Genomic DNA, 23238 nt, shown 5'->3' with positions numbered 1-23238 from the left:
ACCCGGGTGGATGGGCGGACGCGGGGGCGGGTCTCCCCAAGGGGCGCGGGGAACTGCGCGAACAACCCCCACAGCCCCGCACCCGCCCACGAACCGACCCCACACTCCCGGTGGGCGGACGGGGCGCCGGGGCGGGTCCGGCGATCAGAGCGAGCCCCCGCACCGGCCCCCTCAGGGGCGCGGGGAACTGCGCGAACACCCCCCACAGACCCGCACCCGACGACGAACCTCATGACGCGAACAACCGTCCCGCACGCCTCGCATGCGCCTCGGCAAAAATCTCCAGCAGAGGCGCCGACGCCACCGGCAACGCGTCGGTGCCCACCTCGGCGACCCGCCGCCCCGCCCGCACCGCCGTCTCCGCCACGCGATCCACCTCCGGCGCCAGACGCGCGAGAACGCCCGTCGCGTCGAACGGGTGCAGGCTGAGCAGCCGTACCGTCGCCGTCGCCGGCCCACCCACGCTCTCGTACAGCGCGCAGTGCGCCGCGTCCTCCGCGCCGAGTCCGGCCGCCCGCGCGGCCACCCCCAACACCACCGGCTGGTGCGCCCCTTTGGGACACCGCCGCGCCAGGGCGTCCAGTTCCGGACTCGCCCAGGCCGCACGGGCGGCGCGCAGCAACTGGCGTCCCAGCTTGCGGGCCGCCGCACGCAGTGCGGGCGACGGCGTACGGGCGTCGGCAGCCGCGTCCAACTCCCCCGGGTCCACGCCCAACGCGGCGGACGCGGCGACCGCGGCCGACACCAGCCCCGTGGTGTGGAGCCGCCCCCGGCAGAACTCCTCCAGGCTTTCCGCGCCGGTGATCCGCCCGGCGTGCACCGCGGCCTCCGCCCCGCCGGAGTGGGCGTGCCCGCCCGCGGGGAACCGTCCGTCGGCCAGGACGAGCAGCGCTGCCCTGGACATCGGAACCCTGGACATCAGAAGAGGAAGTAGCGCTGGGCGAGCGGAAGTTCCTCGGCCGGCGTCGCCTCGACCAGCTCCCCGTCGATGCGCACGGCGAAGCTGTCGGGGTCGATCCGCACGTCCGGCAGGGCGTCGTTCTCCCGCATGTCCGCCTTGGTCACCCCGCGTGTGGAGTCGATGACCGCCCACCGTTTGCCCAGCCCGAGCCGGTCGGGCAGCCCGGCGTCGAGGGCGGCCTGAGCGACGAAGTTGACCGAGTTGGCGGCGGGCGCCCGTCCGGTCGCGCCGAACATGGGCCGGGGCAGCACCGGCTGCGGGGTCGGGATGGACGCGTTGGCGTCCCCCATCTGCGCGTAGGCGATCTGCCCGCCCTTGAGGACGAGTTGGGGCTTGACCCCGAAGAACTTCGGTTCCCACAGCACGAGATCGGCCAGCTTGCCGCTCTCCACGGAGCCGATCTCCCCGGCCATGCCCTGCGCCACCGCCGGGTTGATCGTGTATTTGGCGACATAGCGACGGACCCGGTGGTTGTCGGCCCGCCCGTCGCCGGGCAGCGCGCCGCGCCTGCGCTTCATCACATGGGCCGTCTGCCAGGTCCGCATGATCACCTCGCCGACGCGTCCCATCGCCTGGGAGTCGGAGGAGATCACGGAGATGGCGCCGAGGTCGTGGAGCACGTCCTCCGCGCCGATGGTGGACGGCCGGATCCGCGACTCGGCGAAGGCCAGGTCCTCGGGGACGGCCGGGTTCAGGTGGTGGCAGACCATCAGCATGTCGAGGTGCTCCTCGACGGTGTTGACCGTGAACGGACGCGTCGGGTTGGTGGAGCTGGGCAGGACGTGCGGCTGGGAGACGACGGTCATGATGTCCGGCGCGTGCCCGCCGCCCGCACCCTCGGTGTGGTACGCGTGGATGCCGCGCCCGGCGATCGCGGCGAGCGTGTCGCCCACGAAACCGGCCTCGTTGAGGGTGTCGGTGTGGATGGCGACCTGCACGCCGGTCCGGTCGGCCGCGGCGAGCGCGGCGTCGATGACGGCCGGGGTGGACCCCCAGTCCTCGTGCAGCTTCAGTCCGACGGCCCCGCCCCGGATCTGTGACAACAGGGCGTCCTGCGACACGGTGTTGCCCTTGCCGAGCAGCCCGATGTTCAGCGGGTACGCCTCCATCGCCTCCAGCATCCGGGCGAGGTGCCAGGGGCCGGGCGTGACGGTGGTCGCCTTGGAGCCCTCGGCGGGTCCGGTGCCGCCGCCGACCAGCGTGGTGATGCCGGAGGCCAGCGCCTCGTCGGCGATCTGCGGGCAGATGAAGTGGACGTGCGCGTCGATCGCCCCGGCGGTCAGGATCTTCCCGTTGCCCGCGACGATCTCGGTCTCGGGGCCGATCACCAGATCGGGGTGGGCCCCGTCCATGGTGTCGGGGTTGCCGGCCTTCCCGATGCCGGTGATCCGTCCGTCGCGGATGCCGACGTCGGCCTTGACGACGCCCCAGTGGTCGACGACGACCGCGCCGGTGATCACGGTGTCGGGGGCGCCGTCGGCGCGGGTGGCGGTGGCCTGGCCCATCGACTCGCGGATGACCTTGCCGCCGCCGAACACCGCCTCGTCGCCCGCGCGTCCGGGGCCGCCCGAGCGGTCCTCCTCGATCTCGATGAGCAGATCGGTGTCGGCGAGCCGGATCCGGTCGCCGGTGGTCGGCCCGAACAGGTCGGCGTACGCCTCGCGGGAGATCTCAGGCATCGAGCGCGCCCCCCGTCTCCCCGCGCAGCCCGGGCACGGTCCGCGTCCCGGCCAGCGGCACCAGCGCGACCTCGACGGGGATACCGGGCTCGAACCGTACGGCGGTGCCCGCGGGGACGTCGAGCCGCTTGCCGCGGGCCGCGGCACGGTCGAACTCCAGGCCCGGGTTGGCCTCGGCGAAGTGGTAGTGCGAGCCGACCTGCACGGGCCGGTCGGCCGCGTTGAGGACGGTCAGGCGGGTGGTCCCGCGGCCCTCGTTGTAGACGATCGGGCCCTCGGCGAACAGGATCTCTCCGGGTGTCACGGCGCTCCTCCGTCAGACGATGGGGTCGTGGACGGTGACGAGCTTGGTGCCGTCCGGGAAGGTGGCCTCCACCTGCACGTCGGGGATCATCTCGGGGACGCCTTCCATGACGTCGTCCCTGGTGAGCACCTTCCGCCCGGACGCCATCAGCTCGGCGACGGTGCGGCCGTCGCGGGCGCCCTCGAGGAGGTGCGAGGTGATGAGGGCGACCGCCTCCGGGTGGTTGAGCTTCAGACCGCGGTCGCGGCGCTTCGCCGCCACGTCGGCCGCCACATGGATGAGCAGCCTCTCCTGCTCGTGCGGGGTCAGTTGCACGGCATCCACCTCACCGTCCTCGCTCCGGGCCGTGCGGGGCCCGGTGGCCGCGGCCACGGGAAGGATCCCCGGTGGCGTGGACCCGGAGGCTAGCCGGGCGGCGTTTCGAGGACGTTAAACGCGCGGCGCCCGGTTCGGCCGTCCGTGTCGGCCGCGGCCGGCCCGGCCCAGGCGCCTCACGTGGCGCGGTCGATGGCCATCAGGGCGCGGGTGCCGTCGGCGAGCGTCTGCGGCGGGATGTCGCCGAACAGGGCCATCTGGGCGGCGAATCCCTGCACGAGCGCGATCATCGCGCGGGCCATCGCGTCCACGTCGGCGTCCTCGGGCAGGAGTCCGGCGTCCTTGTAGCTCTGCGCCATGCCGCTCCACGCCGTGCGGATCTTGGCGTAGCCGTCGCCCAGCACGGCCGTCAGCTGCGGATTGCGGGTGGACTCGGTCCACACCTGGATCATCAGCCGCGGGAACAGCCACTCCCCCGTGTCCAGGGTCGCCGGCCGCAGTTCACGCATCGTCGCCAGGGCGCGCGGCACCAGCACGTCGGGGGTGGGCGGCGGGCTCTCCCCGGCCGCCTGCTCCAGGGTGCCGCGCACCGTCTCGAGCACCTCGGAGGCGATGGCCGCGATCAACTCCTCCTTGCCGCTGAAGTACCGGTAGACGGCGCCGGCGGAGAGGTCCACCTCCTTCAGCACGTCCTGCATCGACGTGGCGTGGAAGCCGTTGCGGGCGAAGCAGACCGCGGCGCCGTCGAGGATCTGCCGACGGCGGGCGTCGAGGTGTTGCTGGGATACGCGAGCCATGGTCGCCAACTTAAAACGAACATTCCTTCTTGACAAGGGAGGGAGATGGCGGGACGGTGTGGGCGAGCCAAAAACGAACGATCCTTCTTTTTAGAGGAGCCCCTCATGTCTCCCACGTCCCTGCCGACGCACCGGCGGATCGCAGCCGTCCTGGTGCTGATCCCGACGCTGGTGGCGTTGGCCCTGTGGGCCTTCGCCTGGCCCGCGGCGCGCACGGCACCGCGCGACCTGCCGCTCGGCGTGGCCGGCCCGCCGACCGCCACGGCACCGGTCGCGGAGCGGCTGGAGCAGCGGGAGGGCGCGTTCGACCTCCATCGGTACGCCGACGAGGCCGGGGCGCGGGACGCGATCGAGGACCGGGAGGTGTACGGGGCGGTCGTGGTGACGCCGGAGGGCCCGAAGCTGCTGACCGCGTCCGCGGCGGGCCCGGCGGTGGCGCAGCTGCTCCAGCAGGCGGTCGCGCATCAGGCTGCTGCCTCCGGCCAGGAGATCGCCACGGAGGACGTGGTGCCGGCCCCGGCGAGCGATCCACGCGGGGCGGTGCTGAGCACGAGCGTGCTGCCGCTGGCGCTGGCCGGGATCGGCGCGGGGGTGGCGGTGACGCTGCTCGGACTGCGGGGCCCTGTCGCGGTGGGCGCGCTGGCCGGGTCGGCGGCGCTGGTCGGCGGGGTCGCCGCCGCCCTGTCGCACAGCTGGCTGGACGCCCTGCCGGGCGACTGGTGGGCCGTGGCGGGGTCGTTCGCGCTGGCCACGCTGGCGGTGAGCGGGGCGGTCGCGGGCCTCGCGGCCCTGCTGGGTCGACCTGGTCTCGGGCTCGGCGCCCTGCTGATGATGCTGATCGGCAACCCGTTCGCGGGGGCGGCGTCCGCCCCGGAGATGCTGCCCGAGCCGGCCGGAGTGATCGGCCAGCGGCTGCCGCCGGGGGCGGGAGTGTCGCTCCTGCGCTCGGTCGCCTTCTTCGACGGGGCGTCGGCGGCGGGACCCGCGCTCACGCTGACGTGGTGGGCGGTGCTGGGGCTGGGGGCGGTGCTGGTCGGCCACGCGGTACGCGGCCGTACGGCGCCTGCCCCCGACACGGCGGACCGCGAACCGGCCTTGGCGGGCTGACGAACCGCCCCTGTACGACCGCGCACCCCCGCTGTAGCGGACGGGGGTGCGCGGTTCGACATCCGCGGGCGCCCCGCATCGAGGAAACGTCGGCCGGTCACGGGCCCCTCCGCCGGGCCCGGGGCGACATGGGCCCCGCCCCGCGCGGTCGCGGGCAGTCGTGCCGCCGGGCCGGCCCAGGTGGGCGTGACCGGGGAGCGACGGCCCGACGGGCCGCACGCATGGCCGCAGCCAGGGCGTGCAGGCGGGGTGCCGGCGGTCAGGAACCCGCCACCCCCCTGTGCTCCGCCGCGATGCCGAAGCGGCCGTGTTCGCGGGGGGCGGACGCGACCTCGCGTACGCCCGCCACCGTGCTGATCACCGGCGTCTCGCCGGCACCCTCGGCTTCCTCCAGTCGTCGCAGGTCGTCCGCTGAGACGAGGGCGACGAGCGGCTTCCCGTGACGGGTCACGACGACCCGCTCACCGCCGTACACCACGCGGTTGATCAGGTCGGCGAGCTCGGCCCTGGCCTGGGTCACCGGAATCTCGTAAGCCATACGGCCATCATAACGTCACGTACGTCCTGTACATTTTTTACAGACAACGAGACAGGAGGGCACCATGACGCGACCGCCCGTCCGCCCCTCGGGGCACCGGACCTCCGACCCGTACGACCGGCTGCTGGAGGAGCGGATCGTCGTCCTGGGCACGCGGATCGACGAGACCGCGGTGAACGACGTGACGGCCCAGCTCATGTACCTCGAGCACCACGCCCCGGACCGCGACATCTCGCTGTACCTGAACTCCCCCGGCGGCCCCTTCCACGCCATGTCCGCCCTGCACGACGCCCTGACGTACGTCACCTGCGACGTCGAGACGGTCTGCCTGGGCCGCGCGGAGGGGACGGCAGCGCTGCTGCTGGCCGCCGGCACGCCGGGTAAGCGGTACGTCCTGCCCGGCTCCCGGCTGGTGCTCCGTCAGCCCGCCCTCACGGAGCCGGTGCAGGGCAGCGCGAGCGATCTGGCGATCCGGGCCGAGGAGCTGGCCCGGATCAGGGCCCGCACGGAGGAGATGCTGGCGAGGCACACCGGCCGGCCCGTGGACCGGGTGCGGGCCGACCTGGAGCGGGACCTCGTCCTGGACGCGCAGGCCGCCGTGGATCACGGCCTCGCCGACCGGATCGTGCCGCACCACCGCGCTGCCCGTACCGCGACCGGCGCGAGGTGAGCCGACGATGCTGCCCGAACTGCCGCCGCTACCCGCGCTGACCCGGGCGGAGGCCGAGCTGATCGACCGTTACCTGGAGGTCGTCGACCTGCTCGGCCGGGTCAACCCGGCCCAGGGCGGCGACACCTACCGGAGCCTGCGGGCCGCCCAGGCGCTGGTCGGCAAGGCGGTCGCGCTGCGTGACGCGCTGACCCTGATGCACCGGCGCGGCGAGAGCGAGCTGTGCGCCGAGACCCTGGCGCGCGCCCTGCGGGTGCTGGACGGCGAGCGGCGCACGGCCAGGGTCACGCTGCCGCCGCGGACGGGGCGTTGACGGAGCGGGCCCGGAGCGACGGGCCCGCTCGACGGCACACCCCACGACGAGTTGAAACGGACCGAACGGCTTACCCCCGTCCGGCGTAGACGAACCTCCTTTTTTGAGGCCGTCGAACTTGCACGCCCACCCTCACCGAAGGGCGGAATTGACCATTCCACCCCTGGTCCTGGCCTCACACGCCCTCTTGACGGCGAGTCGAACGAACAGCTGTCCACCCGAACGGGTGAGTGGTGAGTAACAACACAAACCCCCCGTTCCGTTGGGAAATCGCTCGCGCCATGGGCCAAGATCCCTGACTGACGACAAGACCCCGCCGCCGCGGCGGGGCGATCCGGGCGGACGCCGAGTCCTGCCGCCGCCCGGATGACCGGTCGACAGGAGTGGATCGGCAGGAGTGGAGGACCCAAGCACGACGGGTCGCCGGTACGCGCGCAGTGCGCGTCCCGAGCAGCCCTTGGGGTGAAGCCGCGTCAGCGGCCGGGCTACTTCGCCAGCCCGAATCCGACAGGTCATCCTTCACAGGCGGCTGACGAAGGGTTGCGCATGAGTGCGCTCAATCGTGTCCCGTCTCTCATGGCCCGGGCCGGCACGGCCTCGGCCCTCACCCTCGCCGCCGTGGGCGGCTCGATCGTGGTACCGGGAGCGGCCGGGGAGGCCGCCGCGGCGACCGTGGGCAGCAAGGCCCTGAAGGTCGCGGCGTCCAAGAAGGGGGCGCCGTACGCGTGGGGGGCGACCGGACCGAACCGGTTCGACTGCTCGGGCCTGACGCTGTACTCGTTCAAGAAGGCGGGGAAGAAGCTCCCCCGCACGGCCGCCCAGCAGTACAACAAGACGCGCCACATCTCCAAGAGCAGCCGTAAGGCCGGGGACCTGGTGTTCTTCCACTCCGGCAGCTACGTGTACCACGTCGGTATCTACGCCGGTAAGAACAAGATCTGGCACGCCCCGAAGACCGGGGACGTGGTGCGGCTGCAGAAGATCTGGACCAACAGCGTCTGGTACGGCCGTGTGAAGTGACGGGCGGAGGCGGCGGCGCCCGCGGGAGCGCCGCCGCCGGGCCGCGACCGGCCACGCGGGCCCGCGCCCGCGTGGCGTCCCGCAGGGGCCCGGCGGGGCCGCCCTCAGGGCGACGACCACCCCGGGCCCCGCACGCCGTCCGTCACGGCTTCATTCGGGCCCGCATGGATGGTGACGCGACGTCACGGCTCCTGCTGCACCGCCGCGATGACCGTCTCGGGCGGCTGGACGGTGACGGGCTGAACGGTAGGGGCCTGCACGGTGGCGGGCTGCACCGTGGCGGGCTGAACGGTGGCGGCGGGCCACGGGAGTTCGACGGCGACCGTCTTGCCTCCCTCGCGGGTGGGCCGGATTCTCAGCCGGCCCCCGCACTCCGCGGTGAGCCAGCGGATGATGACCAGGCCCCGCCCGTTGTCCTGCTGGACCGCCGCGGGAAGCCGCTTGGGGAACCGGGGGTGGCTGTCCGTCACCCCGATGTGCACCCGCTCGTCGCGGACCAGGACGACGTCAACCGTGAACGTGGGCGACTGGCCGAAGGTGTGCTGCACCGCGTTGGTCGCCAGCTCGGAGACGATCAGCCGCACGGTGTCGCAGAGTTCGGCGTCCGGTGGCAGCCCCCATTCCGCCAGCGCACTCGCCACATGGGCCCGCGCGGCGGAGACCGAGGCGGGATCGCTCGGCAGAGTGACGGATGCTTCCAGATGGTCTGCCATGGCGACGTCGTCCCTTTCCCACGGGACCGCAGTCCGACACGGAGCGGTTGGTTCGAGTACGGTCCCGCACTGGTGCTTCGTCGCCAGAGTGCCATCAACGCAGGGTGCCGCGCGGCGATCCACCAAGATATGCATATATCTGTCGCTCGAAGCGGTGAACTCTGCGACGGGAGACCGTATCCGGTCGGCCCGGAAGGAGTAAGGAGAAGCCCATGCAGCACGGTCCCGCGGTGCGCCGCAGAAAACTGGGCGCCGAACTGCGCGCGCTGCGCACGGCGGCCGGACTCACGAGCGGCGACGCGGCCCGGCTGGCGGGCTGGCACCAGTCGAAGGTGAGCCGGATCGAGACGGGTACGAGCGGGACGAAACCGGCCGACGTACGGTTACTCCTCGACGTCTACGGCGTGAACGACCCGCAGTTGCGGGAGTTGCTGCTGGTGCTGTCGGGCACCGGCGACGGCGACGGACGCCACCACTGGTGGCACGCGTACCGGGGTGTACTGCCCCCGACGTACCGGGATTTCATCAGTCTGGAGTCGCAGGCGAGCGCGATGCGCACCCTGGAGACCACCGTGGTCCCGGGGCTGCTGCAGACGCCCGAGTACGCGCGTGCGGTGACGCAGGCCGCTCTGGAGGGCACTCCGGAGGAGCGCCTGGACGCCCTGGTGGAGGTGCGGCTGGCCCGGCAGGACGTGCTGCGCGCCGAGCCGCCGCTGGAACTGTGGGCGGTGCTGGACGAGGCCGTGCTGCGCCGGGAGGTGGGCGGCCCCGAGGTGATGGCGCGTCAGCTGGACCGGCTGGTCGAGGCGTCGCGGCTGCCGCAGGTGCGGTTGCAGGTCCTGCCGTTCAGCGCGGGCGCGCACATCGGTGTGACGGGTCCCTTCGTCATCTTTTCATTTCCGCGCACATCTGACCTGGATGTGGTGGTGCACGACCACTTGACGACTAGTCACTACCTGGAACGGAAAGAAGACCTCCGGGCGTACTCGGAGGCCTTCGAGGCACTGGCGAGCCACGCCCTCTCACCCGAGGAATCGTCGGAATTCATCGCCGGCGCAGCGGCCGGCGCGTAAGGAGGCACGATGCCTGCACCGCCTCGGACCATCCCTTCCAGCCTCGCCCTGCGCGAGGTGCGGTGGCTGCGCAGCAGCTACAGCACGGGGGCGAACAACTGCGTGGAGACGGCCCGGCCGGCCGCCGGCCCGTCGGCCGGACTGCTCGCCGTGCGCGACAGCAAGGCCCCGGACGGGCCCGCGCTGCTCTTCTCGCCCGACGCCTGGGCCCGCTTCGTGACGGCGGTCCACTGATCCGGCGTCCCGCTCCGTGAACGGGACGAGTCCCGTCGTCCCACCGACCATCCGTCCCTCGCGCGACGCACGGCCGTGCCCCGCCGACTCATGGCCGCGTTTCGCCGATCACCCGTACAGCGCGTTCGATCTCCGCCCCGGACAGGTCCGCCCGGGCGGTCAGTCTGAGCCGTGAGATGCCGTCGGGCACGGAAGGAGGACGGAAGCAGCCCACGGACAGACCGGCCGTCCGGCAGTCGGCCGCCCAACGCACGGCCTGCTCCGGGGACGGAGCGCGCACGGAGACGACCGCGGCGTCGGGACGCACGGCTTCCAGACCCGCGGCCGTCAGCCGGGCGTGCAGGTCGCGCGCGACCTCGGCCGCGCGCGCCGCACGCCCGGGTTCGCGCCGCAGCAGCCGCAGCGCCGCCAGCGCCGCGCCCGCCGCGGCGGGGGCCAGACCGGTGTCGAAGATGAACGTCCGCGCCGCGTTGACCAGATGGCCGATCACCCGCGCAGGACCCAGCACCGCACCGCCCTGGCCGCCGAGCGACTTGGACAGGGTCACCGTCACCACGACGTCCTCGTCGCCCGCGATGCCCGCCGCGTGCGGGGCGCCCCGGCCGCCGTCGCCCAGCACGCCGAGCCCGTGCGCGTCGTCGAGCACCAGGCCCGCGCCGTGCTCCCGGCACGCCTCGGCCAGCGCGGGCAGCGGGGCCGCGTCGCCGTCCACCGAGAACACCGTGTCCGACACCGCCACCGCGGGTCCCTCGTGGCCGTCCAGCGCCTTGCGCACGGCGTCCGGGTCGCGGTGCGCCACCACCTGGGTCGCGCCCCGGGCCAGCCGGCAGCCGTCGATCAGCGAGGCGTGGTTGCCCGCGTCGGAGACGACCAGCGAGCCGTGCGGGGCGAGGGCGGTGACGGCGGCGAGATTGGCCGCGTAGCCGGAGGAGAAGACCAAGGCGGCCTCGAAGCCGCAGAACTCGGCCAGTTCACGCTCGAGTTCGGTGTGCAGCTCCGTGGTGCCGGTGACCAGCCGGGAGCCGGTCGCGCCGCCGCCCCAGGTGCGGGCCGCCCGCGCGGCCCCCTCGGTCACCTCGGGGTGGCGGGCGAGGCCCAGGTAGTCGTTGCTCGCCAGGTCGAGGAGCTGCGTGTCGGCCGGTCGGGGCCGCAGCGTGCGGACGAGCCCGGCCGTGCGGCGCAGTGCCGCCTGCTCGTCGATCCAGCCGAACGCCATCGGTCCTCCGCGGGATTTGTAGGCAGTGCACAGACATTAGCGGCAGACCGCCCGGCACACGGTGTGGTGATACCCACACCGCCGGACGGCTCTGTTGTCCGAAGTCTCCTTGGCCCGGACGGGTCCCGTAGGACAGGATCGGCTCCCATGGACCTGCTGAACACGCTGGTGGACAAGGGGCTTCGGCGCGAGACGCCGACACGGGCCGAGGCGCTGGCCGTCCTCGCGACGACCGACGACGAGCTGCTCGACGTGGTGGCCGCGGCCGGGAAGGTGCGCAGGCACTGGTTCGGCCGCCGGGTGAAACTCAACTATCTGGTGAACCTCAAGTCCGGGCTGTGCCCGGAGGACTGCTCCTACTGCTCCCAGCGGCTCGGCTCGAAGGCCGACATCCTCAAGTACACCTGGCTGAAGCCGGACGAGGCGTCCCAGGCCGCCGCCGCGGGGCTCGCCGGGGGCGCGAAGCGCGTGTGCCTGGTGGCGAGCGGCCGCGGCCCCACGGACCGGGACGTGGACCGGGTGTCGGACACCATCAAGGCCATCAAGGAGCAGAACGAGGACGTCGAGGTGTGCGCCTGTCTGGGCCTGCTCTCCGACGGCCAGGCGGAGCGGCTGCGTGAGGCCGGCGCGGACGCCTACAACCACAACCTCAACACGTCCGAGTCGACGTACGGCGAGATCACGACCACGCACACCTACGCCGACCGGGTCGACACGGTGCGCAAGGCGCACGCGGCCGGGCTTTCCGCCTGTTCCGGGCTGATCGCGGGCATGGGCGAGACCGACGAGGACCTGGTCGACGTGGTGTTCTCGCTGCGTGAGCTGGACCCGGACTCGGTGCCGGTCAACTTCCTGATCCCGTTCGAGGGCACCCCGCTCGCCAAGGAGTGGAACCTGACGCCGCAGCGCTGCCTGCGCATCCTGGCGATGGTGCGGTTCGTCTGCCCGGACGTCGAGGTGCGGATCGCCGGCGGCCGTGAGGTGCACCTGCGCACGATGCAACCGCTCGCGCTGCACCTGGCCAACTCCATCTTCCTGGGCGACTACCTCACCAGCGAGGGCCAGGCCGGCAAGGCGGACCTGGAGATGATCGCGGACGCCGGCTTCGAGGTGGAGGGCGCCGGGGAGGTCACCCTGCCCGAGCACCGGGCGGGCGGCTGCGGGTCCCACGCGGGCGGCGGGGCGTGCGGGTCGCACGACGGCGCCGAAGCCGACTGCGGGTCCCACGAGGGCGGCGGCTGCGGTTCGCACGAGGGCGGCGGCGTCTGCGGGACGGCGCCCGCCTCCGCGCCCGCGCCCGCCGCCTCCGCCGACGAGCCGCGTCCCGACCTGGTGGCCGTGCGCCGCCGGGGCGCCGGAACGGACCTCGCGCCCAATGCCTGAGCCCGACGCGTCCGTCGCCGCCCTGCTGGAGCTCGACCGGCGGCACGTGTGGCATCCGTACGGGCCCATGCCGGGGCGTCAGGAACCGCTCGTCGTCGCCTCGGCGAGCGGGGTCCGGCTGACCCTCGCCGACGGGTCGGGCGAGCTGGTCGACGGCATGTCGTCCTGGTGGTCGGCGATCCACGGCTACAACCACCCGGTGCTCAACGAGGCCGTGCGCGACCAGCTGGGCCGGATGAGTCACGTGATGTTCGGCGGGCTCACGCACGAGCCCGCCGTACGGCTGGCGAAGCTCCTTGTCGACATGTCGCCGGAGGGTCTGGAGCACGTGTTCCTGGCCGACTCCGGGTCGGTGTCGGTCGAGGTCGCGGTCAAGATGTGCCTGCAGTACTGGCGTTCGCTGGGCCGTCCGGAGAAGTCGCGGCTGCTGACCTGGCGGGGCGGCTACCACGGCGACACCTGGCATCCGATGTCGGTGTGCGACCCCGAGGGCGGGATGCACGACCTGTGGTCCGGAGTGCTGCCCCGCCAGGTGTTCGCGGACGCCCCGCCCCGTCCGTACGAGGAGGAGTACGCCGAGCATCTGCGGGAGCTGATCGGGCGGCACGCCCCTGAGCTGGCCGCGGTGATCGTGGAACCGGTGGTCCAGGGCGCGGGCGGCATGCGGTTCCACTCCCCCGCGTATCTGCGGGTGCTGCGGGAGGCGTGCGACGCGCACGACGTGCTGCTGGTCTTCGACGAGATCGCGACCGGGTTCGGCCGCACGGGCGCGCTGTTCGCGGCGGAGCACGCGGCGGTGTCGCCGGACGTGATGTGCGTCGGCAAGGCGCTGACCGGCGGTTACCTCACCATGGCGGCGACGCTGTGCACCTCGCGGGTGGCCGAGGGCATCTCGCGCGGCGAGGTGCCGGTGCTGGCGCACGGCCCGACGTTCATGGGCAACCCCCTGGCGGCGGCCGTGGCGTGCGCCTCCGTGGAGCTGCTGCTGGGGCAGGACTGGCGCGCGGAGGTCAAGCGGATCGAGTCCGGGCTGCGCGACGGGCTGGCCGAGGCGGCCGGACTGCCCGGGGTGCGGGACGTGCGGGTGCTGGGCGCGATCGGAGTCGTCCAGCTCGACCACGACGTCGACATGGCCGCGGCCACCCGGGCGGCCGTGCGGGAGGGCGTGTGGCTGCGCCCGTTCCGCGACCTGGTGTACACGATGCCGCCGTACGTCACGGCCGACGCGGACGTCGCGCGGATCACCCGCGCGGTGTGCGCGGCGGCGAAGGAGGGATGACATGCCGGTGCTGGTGGTGACGGGCACGAACACCGAGGTCGGCAAGACGGTGGTGACGGCCGCGCTCGCCGCGACGGCGCTGGCGGGCGGCCGTTCGGTGGCGGTGCTGAAGGCCGCGCAGACGGGGGTCGGCCCGGACGAGCCGGGAGACGCGGCGGAGGTCGTGCGGCTCGCCGGTGCGGTCACGTCGGACGAGCTGGCCCGCTACCCGGAGCCGCTGGCCCCGGCCACGGCGGCCCGCCGGGCCGGGCGTGCGCCCGTGCATCCGCACGAGATCGCCGAGCGGGCCGCCAAGCTGGCCACCGAGCACGACATGGTGCTGGTGGAGGGCGCGGGCGGCCTGCTGGTGCGGTTCGACGCGGCCGGCGGGACGCTCGCGGACACGGCGGGGCTGCTGCGCGCGCCGGTGCTGGTGGTCGCGTCGGCCGGGCTCGGCACCCTCAACGCCGCGGAGCTGACGGTCCGGGAGCTGCGCGGGCGCGGTCTGGACCCGGTGGGCGTGGTGATCGGGAGCTGGCCCGTGGACCCGGGGCTCGCCGAACGCTGCAACCTGCTGGACCTGCCGGACGTCACCGGCGTGCCGCTGCTGGGCGCCGTCCCCGAGGGCGCGGGACACCTGGACCCGACCGCCTTCCGGGCCGCGGCCCCGCACTGGCTGGCGCCCCGGCTGGAGGGCGTCTGGGACGCGGAGGCCTTCCACGCGCGGGAGGCGCCTTCCCGCGCACGGTGATTCGGCGGGCGGGCCGACGGGGAGAATCGCCGTAGGCCCGACCCGGGGAGGCCCCCATGCAGGTGCGGTCCTCCCGCTCCGCGCAGGCGGTGCGGGATCCTGTGCACCATCCGGTCTTCGCCCGCTGGTACGCCCGCTGCAGCGCCGCGGCCGAGAGCCGCGGGATGGCGGACGTACGGCGCAGGCTGCTCGGCGGTCTGTCCGGGCGGGTGATCGAGATCGGCGCGGGCAACGGCCTGAACTTCGCCCACTATCCGGGCGCGGTCTCCGAGGTCGTCGCGATGGAGCCGGAGCGTGCGCTGCGCGCGCTGGCCGTGGAGGCGGCGCTGCGGGCGGAGATGCCGGTGGACGTGGCGCCCGGGGTGGCGGAGGCGCTGCCCGTGAAGAGCGAGGCGTTCGACGCGGCGGTGCTGTCGCTGGTGCTGTGCAGCGTGCGGGACGTGCCGCGGGCGCTCGCCGAGGTGCGGCGGGTGCTGCGGCCCGGCGGCGAGGTGCGGTTCTTCGAGCACGGCGCGGGCGGCGGGCGGGTCATGCACGCCACCCAGCGGGCGCTGGACCGGACGCTGTGGCCGCCGCTCGCGGGCGGCTGCCATCTGTCCCGGGACGCGGTCGCGGCGCTACGCGAGGCCGGCTTCGAACTGGGCCCCTACCGGCGCATGACGATCCCCGAGAACGGGCCCGCGCTGCCGCAGTCGTTCTGCGTCATCGGCACCGCGTGGCGGCCCTCGTCGGACGCGGGGGCCGGCGGCGGGTGATCAGGCGCACCAGCGGCGCAGTTCGGCCGCGATGGCGTCGACGTCCGCGTCGCCCGTCTTGACCAGGCGGGCCAGGTCGCGCACCTGCTCGGGCGAGGTGACGACCTTCAGGCCGCTGGCGACCAGGTAGGCGTACGCGACGGCGGAGGCGAACAGCGCGTTGGAGCGCTCCAGCGCGGGGACGTGGATCAGCAGCTGGAGCAGCGCGGCGGCACGGCCGTGCGGGGTGTCGTAGACGGGGACGTCGAATATCTCGGCGTCGTGCCGGGCGACGGCGGCGATCAGGGCGCCCCAGTCGGTGACCTGGGGGTCTCCGGGGGTCTGCTGCTCGGCGAGCATGAGCAGCCAGGCGAGGTCGATGCGTACGTGGTCCAAGGGTCAGCGGCGGCCTTCTCGCGTGCCCTCGCGGTCCCGGCCGAACTCCTCGGCGAAGACGCTCTCGTACTGCTTCATGAAGTCGGAGGCGGCCTCGACGAAGGCGCGTCCGGCCTCGCCGGTGTCCTGCCGGACGAGTTCCTCGATGTAGCGGTTGACGCTGATGCCCCGCGCCAGGGCACGCTCCCGGGCCGCGCGGGCGGTGCCCTCGTCCACGCGCACGTTCAGCTGAGTCTTCGCCATACCTCGAAGCTAGCGCCGTATTGCTAGCGGGGGCAAGGAAACAGGCGCGTGACTTCATGTGTCCCTTACATCGGTGTCCGGATCCGGCACTCGCGGGGGATGTTTCGCGCGGACCGGGCCGCCTTACCCTCGGCGCGACATGCTCGACCCGGCTGTTCACCGGAGGAGGCGGCCTTGTCCACACCCGCTGAGGAGCACACCCCCGGCCCCGCGTCGCCCGACGGCACCGCGGCCCGCGCCCGCGGACTGACCAAGGCGTACGGCTCGGGTGAGACGGCGGTGATCGCCCTGGACTCGGTGGACGTGGACGTCGTGCGGGGCCGCTTCACCGCGGTGATGGGGCCGTCGGGCTCAGGCAAGTCCACGCTGATGCACTGCCTGGCCGGGCTCGACACCGTCTCGGCCGGTCAGGTGTGGCTCGGCGACACGGAGATCACGGGGCTGAAGGACCGTGAGCTGACCCGGCTGCGGCGTGACCGCGTGGGGTTCATGTTCCAGTCGTTCAACCTGATCCCCACGCTGAACGCACGCGAGAACATCACCCTGCCCATGGACATCGCCGGGCGGAAGCCCGACGAGGCGTGGCTGGACCGAGTCATCGACACGCTGGGCCTGCGGGACCGCCTGAAGCACCGGCCCGCACAGCTGTCGGGCGGCCAGCAGCAGCGGGTGGCCTGCGCGCGGGCGCTGGCCTCACGGCCCGAGCTGATCTTCGCCGACGAACCGACCGGCAACCTCGACTCCCGGGCCGGCCTCGAAGTGCTGGGCTTCCTGCGGGATGCGGTGGATCAGCTGGGCCAGACGGTGGTCATGGTCACCCACGACCCCGGCGCCGCCGCCCACTCGGACCTGGTCCTGTTCCTGGCGGACGGCCGCATCGTGGACGCGACGCACCGCCCTACGGCGGAGTCGGTCCTGGAGCGGATGAAGCGGTTCGACGTCGTGCGGGGCGCGACGGTCTCGGACGGTGCGGTGCCGCCGGGCGCTTCGTGATCCAGAACGCCACCTTCGTGCCGTTCCCGCCGGAGGTCACCGACCGGGTGCGGGACACCGAGGGCGTGGGGCTGGTCGTACGGCACGAGTGAGCCGGCCGTCCCACCACCGGTCCGCATGGTGGAATTCCGTGATCATCCCGCCGCGACCGTGCTGGGATCGGCCGCATGAGTGAACCTACGAGCGCACCGCGGATCCGGGCCGCCGGCCCCGACGACCTCGACGCCGTGCTGGCCTTCTGGAAGACGGCCGCCGAGGGCACCAGCATCAGCGACGACCGCAGCGGCGTGGAGCGGCTGGTCGCACGCGACCCGGAGGCCCTGATCCTCGCCGAGCGGGACGGGGAGCTGGTCGGCACGGTGATCGCGGGCTTCGACGGCTGGCGGTGCCATCTGTACCGGCTGGCGGTGCACCCGGACCACCGCCGCCAGGGCATCGCCACGGCGCTGCTGGCCGCCGCGGAGGAGCGGTTCGCGGCGCTCGGCGGGCGCCGGGCCGACGCGATGGTGCTGCAGCGCAACGAGACCGCCCATCATGCGTGGGGCGCGGCGGGGTATGCGCCGGAGGAACGCTGGCGGCGCTGGGTGAAGCCCCTCACCGGGTGATCCACGGCCCGCCGGTCTCCCTGTCCCTCCTCCTCCCGGTGAGGGCCGTCCGGTCCTCCGTGAAAGGTCGTGTCACCGCTCGTGGGCCCGCCTCCGGTTGCCGCCGACACCGCGCGTCCGACTCCGTCCTGTCCGACGATGGGACGGAGGTGACCCGATGACCGAAGTGCTCCTGCTGCTGGCGGCGATCGCGCTGTCGCTCCTGTGCGGGGCGTTCGTGGCGGCCGAGTTCTCCCTCACCACGGTCGAGCGGGCCGAGCTGGAGCGGGCGGTGGAGCGCGGCGAGCGGGGCGCCGCCGGCGCGCTCAAGGCCGTCCGCAGCCTGACCTTCCAGCTCTCCGGGGCCCAGCTCGGCATCACCGTCACCAATCTGGTGGTCGGCATGCTGTCCGAGCCGTCGATCGCCGCGCTGATCGGAGGCCCGCTGCGGGACCTCGGCGCCTCCGAGTCGCTGGCCCGCTCGCTGGCGCTGGTGATCGGCACCGGCCTGTCGACGGTGTTCCTGATGGTGGTCGGCGAGCTGGTGCCGAAGAACTGGGCGATCTCCTCGCCGCTCGCGGTCGCGAAGCGGGTGGGCAACGCGCAGCGCTGGTTCAGCGCCGCGTTCCGCCCGTTCATCACCCATCTGAACAACTCGGCCAACCGGATGGTGCGCCGGATCGGGCTGGAGCCGGCCGAGGAGCTGGAGTCCGCGCGCAGCCCCCAGGAGCTGGCCGCGCTGGCCCGGCACTCCGCCAAGAAGGGCGCCCTGGAGCCGGACACCGCCGAGCTGTTCGTCCGCACGCTGAACCTCGCCGACCTCACGGCGGAGAACGTGATGACGCCCCGCGTGCAGGTCATCGCCCTGGAGGAGAGCGCGACCTGCGAGGACGTGGCCAACGTGACCCGGGCGACCGGGCTGTCCCGGTTCCCCGTGTACCGCGAGACGCTGGACCGGGTCGTCGGCACGGCGCACGTGAAGGACGTGCTCGCGCTGCCCGCCGAACGCCGTACCGAGGTGCCCGTGTCGGAGCTGATGCGCGAACCGCTTCTGGTGCCCGGCTCGCTCACCGTGGACCGGCTGCTCGACCGGCTGTCCGGCCGCCGCACCATGGCCGTGGTCATCGACGAGTACGGCGGCACGGCGGGCGTGGCCACCCTGGAGGACATCGTGGAGGAGGTCGTCGGCGAGGTCCGCGACGAGCACGACCCGCACGAGACGCCCGACCTGGCGCGGGCCGGCACCGACGAGGCGGGCCACGAGCTCTTCTCCGCCGACGGCTCCGCGCGCCTGGACCAGCTGGCCCGGGTGGGGCTGCGCGCCCCGGAGGGCCCGTACGAGACGCTGGCCGGGCTGGTGGCCGCCGAGCTGGGCCGCATACCGGAGAACGGGGACTCCGTCGAGGTCGCGGGCTGGCATCTGGAGGTCGCCGACGCCTCGGGCCGCCGCGCGGCACGCGTGCTGATGCGGGCGCCCCTCGACGACGAGAAGCCGGACGACGACCGGACCGCGTCCGCAGACACCCATGACGACCCGGGGGCCCGCCGATGATCGCCGTACAGCTGCTGATCGGCCTGGCCACCCTGGTCGCCAACGCCTTCTTCGTCGGCGCGGAGTTCGCCCTGATCTCGGTGCGCCGCAGCCAGATCGAGCCGTACGCGGACGAGGGCGACCGGCGCGCGAAGCGGGTGCTGTGGGGGCTCGAGCACGTGTCGGCGCTGCTGGCGGCGGCACAGCTGGGGATCACGCTGTGCACCCTGATCCTCGGCATCGTCGCCGAGCCGGCCATCGCGCATCTGCTGGAACCGGTGTTCCACGCGGTGGGCGTCCCGGAGGGCGCCGGGCACGCGGTGTCCTTCGTGATCGCGCTGACCCTGGCCACGTATCTGCACATGCTGCTGGGCGAGATGGTGCCGAAGAACATCGCGCTCGCCGAGCCGGTGCGCAGCGCGCTGCTGCTGGGTCCGCCGCTGGTGGCGCTGTCCCGTGCGCTGCGCCCGGTGATCTTCACCGTCAACGCCTTCGCGAACACGCTGCTGAAGCTGCTGCGGGTGGAGACGCGCGACGAGGTGGCCGCGTCGTTCTCGGACGCCGAGCTGGCGCAGATCGTGAAGGACTCCGGTGAGGCGGGCCTGATCGACGAGCGGGCCCGCGAGCGGCTGAACGACGCGCTGGAGCTGGGCCGGCGTCCGGTGCGGGACGTGGTGCTGCCGCTGGAACGGGTGGTCTACGCGCGCGTGGGCGTCACGCCGGAGGAGCTGGAGGGGCTGTCTGCGGCGTCCGGCTTCTCGCGGTTCCCCGTGGTGGACGAGCAGCGGCGGATCGTCGGCTATCTGCACGTCAAGGACGCCCTGGACGCCTCGCCGCGGGACATGCCGTTCCGGCTGCGGGACATGCGGTCGATCGCGCGGGTGAGGGAGAGCACGCCGCTGGACGACGTGCTCACCGCGATGCGGCGCAGCCGCACGCATCTGGCGGCCGTGCTCGGCGCGGACGGACGGATGGCGGGGCTGGTGACGATGGAGGACGTGCTGCGGGAGCTGTTCGGGCAGCGCGCCTGACCGGCTCCGGCCGCCCGGGGGAAGGTGACCGACCGGCGGGTATGTGCCAGGGGCTACCATTTCTGTCGCCATGCAGACGAACCCCGCTCCCAGCACCCCCGCCCACGCCAGCCTCGTGGCCCTGGGCGACTCCTTCACCGAAGGCATGTCGGACCTGCTGCCCGACGGCACCTACCGCGGCTGGGCCGACCTGCTCGCGGCCCGGATGGCCGCGGTCACGCCCGGCTTCCGGTACGCCAACCTCGCGGTGCGCGGCAAGCTGATCCAGCAGATCGTCGACGAGCAGGTCGACCGCGCGGCGGCCATGGGCGCCGACGTGATCACCCTGGTCGGCGGTCTCAACGACACGTTGCGCCCCAAGTGCGACATGGTCCGGGTGCGGGACCTGCTCACCGAGGCCGTGGAGCGGCTGTCCCCGCACTGCGAGCAGCTCGTGCTGATGCGCAGCCCGGGCCGCCAGGGACCCGTGCTGGAGCGCTTCCGCCCCCGCATGGAGGCGCTGTTCGAGGTCGTCGACGAGCTCGCCGACCGGCACGGCGCGGTGGTGGTCGACCTGTACGGGGCGCCCGCGCTCGGCGACCCGCGGCTGTGGGACGTGGACCGGCTGCACCTCACCGGCGAGGGGCACCGCAGGGTCGCGGAGGCGGTGTGGCAGACGCTCGGCTACCCGGCGGAGGACCCGGAGTGGCACCTGCCCCCGGATGCGACGCTGCCGCCGCACTGGGTGGCGCGCCGGGTCGAGGACGTGCGGTTCGCGCGCCGGCACCTGCTGCCGTGGATCGGCCGCCGGCTCACCGGCCGCTCGTCCGGGGACGGCCTGCCGCCCAAGCGCCCCGAGCTGCTGCCGTACGAGACGGCGTAGTGGCCCTTTCGTACGTTCCTCCAGGTCACCCCGTGGCGCGGGCCTGCACGAATCGCCAGTAGACTCCCTGTACGTGACTGCTGCGCCCGCCAAGCCCCGTATCCCGAACGTCCTCGCCGGACGCTACGCCTCCGCCGAGCTCGCCACGCTCTGGTCGCCCGAGCAGAAGGTGAGGCTCGAGCGGCAGCTCTGGCTCGCCGTGCTGAAGGCCCAGAAGGACCTCGGGATCGAGGTGCCCGAGTCGGCGATCGCCGACTACGAGCGGGTCCTCGACACCGTCGACCTCGCCTCGATCGCCGAGCGTGAGAAGGTCACCCGCCACGACGTGAAGGCGCGGATCGAGGAGTTCAACGACCTCGCCGGGCACGAGCACGTGCACAAGGGCATGACCTCCCGCGACCTCACCGAGAACGTCGAGCAGCTGCAGATCCGGCTCTCGCTGGAGCTGATGCGCGACCGCTCCGTGGCCGTGCTGGCCCGCCTCGGCAAGCTGGCCGGGGAGTACGGCGAGCTGGTCATGGCCGGCCGCTCGCACAACGTGGCCGCGCAGGCCACCACCCTGGGCAAGCGCTTCGCGACCGCCGCCGACGAGCTGCTGGTGGCCCACGGGCGGCTGGAGGAGCTGCTGGGCCGTTACCCGCTGCGCGGCATCAAGGGCCCGGTCGGCACCGCGCAGGACATGCTCGACCTGCTCGGCGGGGACGCCGCCAAGCTGGCCGAGCTGGAGAACCGGATCGCCGGCCACCTGGGCTTCTCCCAGGCGTTCACCTCCGTCGGCCAGGTCTACCCGCGCTCCCTGGACTACGAGGTCGTCACCGCGCTGGTGCAGCTCGCCGCCGCGCCGTCGTCGCTGGCGAAGACGATCCGGCTGATGGCCGGGCACGAGCTGGTCACCGAGGGCTTCAAGCCGGGCCAGGTCGGCTCGTCCGCGATGCCGCACAAGATGAACACCCGCTCCTGCGAGCGCGTCAACGGCCTGATGGTGATCCTGCGCGGCTACGCCTCGATGACCGGCGAGCTGGCCGGCGACCAGTGGAACGAGGGCGACGTGTCCTGCTCGGTGGTACGCCGGGTCGCGCTGCCGGACGCGTTCTTCGCGCTCGACGGCCTGCTGGAGACGTTCCTGACCGTGCTCGACGAGTTCGGCGCCTTCCCGGCCGTCGTGGCCCGGGAGCTGGACCGCTACCTGCCGTTCCTCGCCACCACCAAGGTGCTGATGGGCGCGGTCCGCGCGGGCGTCGGCCGTGAGGTCGCGCACGAGGCGATCAAGGAGAACGCCGTAGCCACGGCCCTGGCGATGCGCGAGCAGGGTGCCGAGCGCAACGACCTGCTCGACAAGCTCGCCGACGACGAGCGGCTGCCGCTGGACCGCGGCGAGCTGGAGGCGCTGATGGCGGACAAGCTGTCCTTCACCGGCGCCGCGAGCGACCAGGTCGCCACCGTGGTCGCCCGGATCGACGCCATCGTGAAGCAGCACCCGGAGGCCGCCGGTTACACCCCTGGGGCGATCCTCTGAGGCGCTTCACCCAGGAGGAACTCGAGGCCGCCCGCGACCGTCTGGTGCCGGACGTGGTCGCGGACGGTCTGCGGGTGCTGTTCTGCGGCATCAACCCGGGGTTGATGACGGCCGCGACCGGCCATCACTTCGCCCGCCCGGGGAACCGCTTCTGGCCCGCGCTGCACCGCTCCGGTTTCACCCCGCGGCTGCTGCCGCCGTCGGAGCAGCGGGAGCTGCTGACGTACGGGCTGGGCATCACCAACGTGGTGGCGCGGGCGACCGCGCGGGCCGACGAGCTGAGCGCCGAGGAGTACCGGGAGGGCGGGCGGGAGCTCGCCGTGAAGGTGGGCCGGCTGCGTCCGCGCTGGCTGGCCGTGCTCGGCGTGACCGCCTACCGCGCGGCGTTCGACGACCGTGCGGCCAAGGTGGGGCCGCAGGTGAGGACGATCGGCGAGTCACGGGTGTGGGTGCTGCCCAATCCCAGCGGGTTGAACGCGCACTGGACGCCGGCGGCGCTCGCCGAGGAGTTCGCGCGGCTGCGGGAGGCGGCGGAGCAGGAGTGACGCGTCCCTGAGGGGCGGTGCCTTCTAGGGCGGCGCCGTCTCCGTGACCACGGCCAGGAGCTGCACGGGGCCGCTCGGGTCCCGGTCGGCCAGCGCTACGGCGACCCAGCGGCCGGTCCCCCGCACCTCCCACAGCCAGGCCACGCCCGCGTGGTGACTCAGCCGGCCCCACAGCTCGGGTATGTCCTCCCGCTCCGTGCGCAGCTGCACCGTCCGCAGGTTGTACGGGTCGGTGTCGCCCCAGCGGGAGGCGAGCAGTTCGTACACCGCGTCGCGGTCCTTCTCGAACTGGTCCACCGTCACCGCCCGGCCCGCCGGGTCGAGGTCCGGGCGGTCGCCGGTCTCCAGCACGGCGACATGGTGGCCCGGTCCCGAGAAGCCGACGTCCGACGGACCGTGCTCCGCCGGGAAGGGCCGGAAGCACAGCTCGTCGATGAGGGCGATGTGCCGGGCGAGGTTCATGGCTCCAGT

At 73.3% G+C, this 23238-nt stretch carries 28 protein-coding genes; 17 read left to right on the top strand and 11 right to left on the bottom strand.

Annotated elements, in window-relative coordinates; translation table 11 throughout:
* Window positions 1–229: 229 nt before the first annotated feature.
* The 5 genes from ACQZOG_RS12425 to ACQZOG_RS12405 form a co-directional block, all read right to left on the bottom strand.
* Entirely contained in the window at window positions 230–904 is a 675-nt protein-coding gene (locus ACQZOG_RS12425; RefSeq protein WP_365164633.1) for an urease accessory protein UreF, read from the bottom strand.
* A gap of 14 nt (window positions 905–918) precedes the next feature.
* The gene (locus ACQZOG_RS12420) at window positions 919–2640 is read right to left on the bottom strand and encodes an urease subunit alpha (RefSeq protein ID WP_430741495.1); all 1722 of its coding nucleotides are present in this window, start codon (window positions 2638–2640) and stop codon (window positions 919–921) included.
* The gene (locus tag ACQZOG_RS12415) at window positions 2633–2944 is read right to left on the bottom strand and encodes an urease subunit beta (protein ID WP_033276973.1); all 312 of its coding nucleotides are present in this window, start codon (window positions 2942–2944) and stop codon (window positions 2633–2635) included. Before ACQZOG_RS12415 ends, ACQZOG_RS12420 begins: the two co-directional genes overlap by 8 nt.
* Window positions 2945–2956: 12 nt before the next feature.
* Entirely contained in the window at window positions 2957–3259 is a 303-nt protein-coding gene (locus tag ACQZOG_RS12410) for an urease subunit gamma (protein ID WP_033276985.1), read from the bottom strand.
* 176 nt (window positions 3260–3435) lie between these two features.
* On the bottom strand, window positions 3436–4056 hold the full coding sequence (locus ACQZOG_RS12405) for a TetR/AcrR family transcriptional regulator (RefSeq protein ID WP_365164626.1): 621 nt from the start codon (window positions 4054–4056) through the stop codon (window positions 3436–3438).
* Between the two features lie 105 nt (window positions 4057–4161).
* On the opposite strand from ACQZOG_RS12405, the gene ACQZOG_RS12400 reads away from it, so the two are divergent.
* Window positions 4162–5163 carry an ABC transporter permease gene (locus tag ACQZOG_RS12400; protein WP_365164623.1) on the top strand — a complete coding sequence of 334 codons (1002 nt, stop codon included), beginning with the start codon at window positions 4162–4164 and terminating at the stop codon, window positions 5161–5163.
* A 259-nt stretch (window positions 5164–5422) separates the two neighbouring features.
* On the opposite strand, the gene ACQZOG_RS12395 is transcribed toward ACQZOG_RS12400, so the two are convergent.
* Window positions 5423–5701, bottom strand: coding sequence for a type II toxin-antitoxin system Phd/YefM family antitoxin (locus tag ACQZOG_RS12395; protein ID WP_033276970.1), 279 nt, complete (start codon window positions 5699–5701; stop codon window positions 5423–5425).
* A 64-nt stretch (window positions 5702–5765) separates the two neighbouring features.
* On the opposite strand from ACQZOG_RS12395, the gene ACQZOG_RS12390 reads away from it, so the two are divergent.
* The 3 genes from ACQZOG_RS12390 to ACQZOG_RS12380 all read left to right on the top strand — a co-directional run bounded on the left by ACQZOG_RS12390 (window position 5766) and on the right by ACQZOG_RS12380 (window position 7704).
* On the top strand, window positions 5766–6371 hold the full coding sequence (locus tag ACQZOG_RS12390) for an ATP-dependent Clp protease proteolytic subunit (RefSeq protein ID WP_058915656.1): 606 nt from the start codon (window positions 5766–5768) through the stop codon (window positions 6369–6371).
* Window positions 6372–6378: 7 nt separating this feature from the next.
* Window positions 6379–6684 carry a hypothetical protein gene (locus tag ACQZOG_RS12385; protein WP_033276968.1) on the top strand — a complete coding sequence of 102 codons (306 nt, stop codon included), beginning with the start codon at window positions 6379–6381 and terminating at the stop codon, window positions 6682–6684.
* A gap of 546 nt (window positions 6685–7230) precedes the next feature.
* The gene (locus ACQZOG_RS12380) at window positions 7231–7704 is read left to right on the top strand and encodes a C40 family peptidase (protein WP_033276967.1); all 474 of its coding nucleotides are present in this window, start codon (window positions 7231–7233) and stop codon (window positions 7702–7704) included.
* 182 nt (window positions 7705–7886) lie between these two features.
* Here ACQZOG_RS12380 and ACQZOG_RS12375 read toward each other — a convergent pair whose 3' ends face one another.
* Window positions 7887–8417, bottom strand: a complete 531-nt coding sequence (locus tag ACQZOG_RS12375; protein WP_078492757.1) for an ATP-binding protein — start codon at window positions 8415–8417, stop codon at window positions 7887–7889.
* A 212-nt stretch (window positions 8418–8629) separates the two neighbouring features.
* On the opposite strand from ACQZOG_RS12375, the gene ACQZOG_RS12370 reads away from it, so the two are divergent.
* Both ACQZOG_RS12370 and ACQZOG_RS12365 read left to right on the top strand, forming a co-directional pair.
* A complete protein-coding gene (locus ACQZOG_RS12370) occupies window positions 8630–9490 on the top strand; it encodes a helix-turn-helix domain-containing protein (protein ID WP_058915657.1) in 861 nt (286 codons plus the stop codon).
* Between the two features lie 9 nt (window positions 9491–9499).
* The gene (locus ACQZOG_RS12365) at window positions 9500–9724 is read left to right on the top strand and encodes a DUF397 domain-containing protein (protein ID WP_058915658.1); all 225 of its coding nucleotides are present in this window, start codon (window positions 9500–9502) and stop codon (window positions 9722–9724) included.
* A gap of 88 nt (window positions 9725–9812) precedes the next feature.
* Here ACQZOG_RS12365 and ACQZOG_RS12360 read toward each other — a convergent pair whose 3' ends face one another.
* Complete coding sequence (locus ACQZOG_RS12360) at window positions 9813–10940, bottom strand: 8-amino-7-oxononanoate synthase (RefSeq protein ID WP_058915659.1); 1128 nt, start codon at window positions 10938–10940, stop codon at window positions 9813–9815.
* A gap of 147 nt (window positions 10941–11087) precedes the next feature.
* Here ACQZOG_RS12360 and bioB point away from each other — a divergent pair, with 147 nt between their 5' ends.
* Genes bioB through ACQZOG_RS12340 form a run of 4 tightly spaced genes read left to right on the top strand, consistent with a single transcriptional unit; the run spans window position 11088 to window position 15087 of the window.
* Entirely contained in the window at window positions 11088–12323 is a 1236-nt protein-coding gene (bioB, locus tag ACQZOG_RS12355; RefSeq protein ID WP_037638384.1) for a biotin synthase BioB, read from the top strand.
* On the top strand, window positions 12316–13602 hold the full coding sequence (locus ACQZOG_RS12350; RefSeq protein ID WP_037638385.1) for an adenosylmethionine--8-amino-7-oxononanoate transaminase: 1287 nt from the start codon (window positions 12316–12318) through the stop codon (window positions 13600–13602). Before bioB ends, ACQZOG_RS12350 begins: the two co-directional genes overlap by 8 nt.
* A 1-nt stretch (window position 13603) precedes the next feature.
* A complete protein-coding gene (gene bioD, locus ACQZOG_RS12345) occupies window positions 13604–14332 on the top strand; it encodes a dethiobiotin synthase (protein WP_037638388.1) in 729 nt (242 codons plus the stop codon).
* A 56-nt stretch (window positions 14333–14388) separates the two neighbouring features.
* Entirely contained in the window at window positions 14389–15087 is a 699-nt protein-coding gene (locus ACQZOG_RS12340; protein WP_037638390.1) for a class I SAM-dependent methyltransferase, read from the top strand.
* Here ACQZOG_RS12340 and ACQZOG_RS12335 read toward each other — a convergent pair whose 3' ends face one another.
* A complete protein-coding gene (locus ACQZOG_RS12335) occupies window positions 15088–15462 on the bottom strand; it encodes a fic family toxin-antitoxin system, toxin component (RefSeq protein ID WP_163088078.1) in 375 nt (124 codons plus the stop codon).
* A gap of 3 nt (window positions 15463–15465) precedes the next feature.
* On the bottom strand, window positions 15466–15705 hold the full coding sequence (locus ACQZOG_RS12330) for a hypothetical protein (RefSeq protein ID WP_033276959.1): 240 nt from the start codon (window positions 15703–15705) through the stop codon (window positions 15466–15468).
* A gap of 174 nt (window positions 15706–15879) precedes the next feature.
* On the opposite strand from ACQZOG_RS12330, the gene ACQZOG_RS12325 reads away from it, so the two are divergent.
* From ACQZOG_RS12325 to mug, 7 genes are all read left to right on the top strand, one after another.
* Complete coding sequence (locus ACQZOG_RS12325; protein ID WP_230227221.1) at window positions 15880–16698, top strand: ABC transporter ATP-binding protein; 819 nt, start codon at window positions 15880–15882, stop codon at window positions 16696–16698.
* Window positions 16699–16865: 167 nt separating this feature from the next.
* Window positions 16866–17303, top strand: coding sequence for a GNAT family N-acetyltransferase (locus ACQZOG_RS12320; RefSeq protein WP_058915660.1), 438 nt, complete (start codon window positions 16866–16868; stop codon window positions 17301–17303).
* Window positions 17304–17460: 157 nt separating this feature from the next.
* A complete protein-coding gene (locus tag ACQZOG_RS12315; RefSeq protein ID WP_033276957.1) occupies window positions 17461–18834 on the top strand; it encodes a hemolysin family protein in 1374 nt (457 codons plus the stop codon).
* Entirely contained in the window at window positions 18831–19844 is a 1014-nt protein-coding gene (locus ACQZOG_RS12310; RefSeq protein WP_033276956.1) for a hemolysin family protein, read from the top strand. Before ACQZOG_RS12315 ends, ACQZOG_RS12310 begins: the two co-directional genes overlap by 4 nt.
* Window positions 19845–19914: 70 nt before the next feature.
* Entirely contained in the window at window positions 19915–20706 is a 792-nt protein-coding gene (locus ACQZOG_RS12305) for an SGNH/GDSL hydrolase family protein (protein WP_033276955.1), read from the top strand.
* Between the two features lie 73 nt (window positions 20707–20779).
* On the top strand, window positions 20780–22222 hold the full coding sequence (gene purB / locus ACQZOG_RS12300) for an adenylosuccinate lyase (protein WP_230227228.1): 1443 nt from the start codon (window positions 20780–20782) through the stop codon (window positions 22220–22222).
* A gap of 44 nt (window positions 22223–22266) precedes the next feature.
* The gene (mug, locus tag ACQZOG_RS12295) at window positions 22267–22767 is read left to right on the top strand and encodes a G/U mismatch-specific DNA glycosylase (protein ID WP_261674689.1); all 501 of its coding nucleotides are present in this window, start codon (window positions 22267–22269) and stop codon (window positions 22765–22767) included.
* 24 nt (window positions 22768–22791) lie between these two features.
* Here mug and ACQZOG_RS12290 read toward each other — a convergent pair whose 3' ends face one another.
* Window positions 22792–23229 (bottom strand): hypothetical protein, encoded by a 438-nt coding sequence (locus tag ACQZOG_RS12290; RefSeq protein ID WP_387759738.1) that lies wholly within the window; start codon window positions 23227–23229, stop codon window positions 22792–22794.
* Between the last annotated feature and the right edge of the window lie 9 nt (window positions 23230–23238).

Source organism: Streptomyces sp. P13-3-3, from assembly GCF_050571355.1.
Lineage (GTDB): Bacteria > Actinomycetota > Actinomycetes > Streptomycetales > Streptomycetaceae > Streptomyces > Streptomyces althioticus.
Note: the sequence above shows the minus strand (reverse complement) of the source record. Positions and strands in the feature narration are given on the sequence as shown.

Coding starts and splice junctions, on each gene's coding strand:
- ACQZOG_RS12425 (WP_365164633.1), bottom strand. CDS start 904: ATGTCCAGGGCAGCGCTGCTCGTCCTGGCCGACGGACGGTTCCCCGCG.
- ACQZOG_RS12420 (WP_430741495.1), bottom strand. CDS start 2,640: ATGCCTGAGATCTCCCGCGAGGCGTACGCCGACCTGTTCGGGCCGACC.
- ACQZOG_RS12405 (WP_365164626.1), bottom strand. CDS start 4,056: ATGGCTCGCGTATCCCAGCAACACCTCGACGCCCGCCGTCGGCAGATC.
- ACQZOG_RS12400 (WP_365164623.1), top strand. CDS start 4,162: ATGTCTCCCACGTCCCTGCCGACGCACCGGCGGATCGCAGCCGTCCTG.
- ACQZOG_RS12395 (WP_033276970.1), bottom strand. CDS start 5,701: ATGGCTTACGAGATTCCGGTGACCCAGGCCAGGGCCGAGCTCGCCGAC.
- ACQZOG_RS12390 (WP_058915656.1), top strand. CDS start 5,766: ATGACGCGACCGCCCGTCCGCCCCTCGGGGCACCGGACCTCCGACCCG.
- ACQZOG_RS12385 (WP_033276968.1), top strand. CDS start 6,379: ATGCTGCCCGAACTGCCGCCGCTACCCGCGCTGACCCGGGCGGAGGCC.
- ACQZOG_RS12380 (WP_033276967.1), top strand. CDS start 7,231: ATGAGTGCGCTCAATCGTGTCCCGTCTCTCATGGCCCGGGCCGGCACG.
- ACQZOG_RS12375 (WP_078492757.1), bottom strand. CDS start 8,417: ATGGCAGACCATCTGGAAGCATCCGTCACTCTGCCGAGCGATCCCGCC.
- ACQZOG_RS12370 (WP_058915657.1), top strand. CDS start 8,630: ATGCAGCACGGTCCCGCGGTGCGCCGCAGAAAACTGGGCGCCGAACTG.
- ACQZOG_RS12365 (WP_058915658.1), top strand. CDS start 9,500: ATGCCTGCACCGCCTCGGACCATCCCTTCCAGCCTCGCCCTGCGCGAG.
- ACQZOG_RS12360 (WP_058915659.1), bottom strand. CDS start 10,940: ATGGCGTTCGGCTGGATCGACGAGCAGGCGGCACTGCGCCGCACGGCC.
- bioB (WP_037638384.1), top strand. CDS start 11,088: ATGGACCTGCTGAACACGCTGGTGGACAAGGGGCTTCGGCGCGAGACG.
- ACQZOG_RS12350 (WP_037638385.1), top strand. CDS start 12,316: ATGCCTGAGCCCGACGCGTCCGTCGCCGCCCTGCTGGAGCTCGACCGG.
- bioD (WP_037638388.1), top strand. CDS start 13,604: ATGCCGGTGCTGGTGGTGACGGGCACGAACACCGAGGTCGGCAAGACG.
- ACQZOG_RS12340 (WP_037638390.1), top strand. CDS start 14,389: ATGCAGGTGCGGTCCTCCCGCTCCGCGCAGGCGGTGCGGGATCCTGTG.
- ACQZOG_RS12330 (WP_033276959.1), bottom strand. CDS start 15,705: ATGGCGAAGACTCAGCTGAACGTGCGCGTGGACGAGGGCACCGCCCGC.
- ACQZOG_RS12320 (WP_058915660.1), top strand. CDS start 16,866: ATGAGTGAACCTACGAGCGCACCGCGGATCCGGGCCGCCGGCCCCGAC.
- ACQZOG_RS12315 (WP_033276957.1), top strand. CDS start 17,461: ATGACCGAAGTGCTCCTGCTGCTGGCGGCGATCGCGCTGTCGCTCCTG.
- ACQZOG_RS12310 (WP_033276956.1), top strand. CDS start 18,831: ATGATCGCCGTACAGCTGCTGATCGGCCTGGCCACCCTGGTCGCCAAC.
- ACQZOG_RS12305 (WP_033276955.1), top strand. CDS start 19,915: ATGCAGACGAACCCCGCTCCCAGCACCCCCGCCCACGCCAGCCTCGTG.
- ACQZOG_RS12290 (WP_387759738.1), bottom strand. CDS start 23,229: ATGAACCTCGCCCGGCACATCGCCCTCATCGACGAGCTGTGCTTCCGG.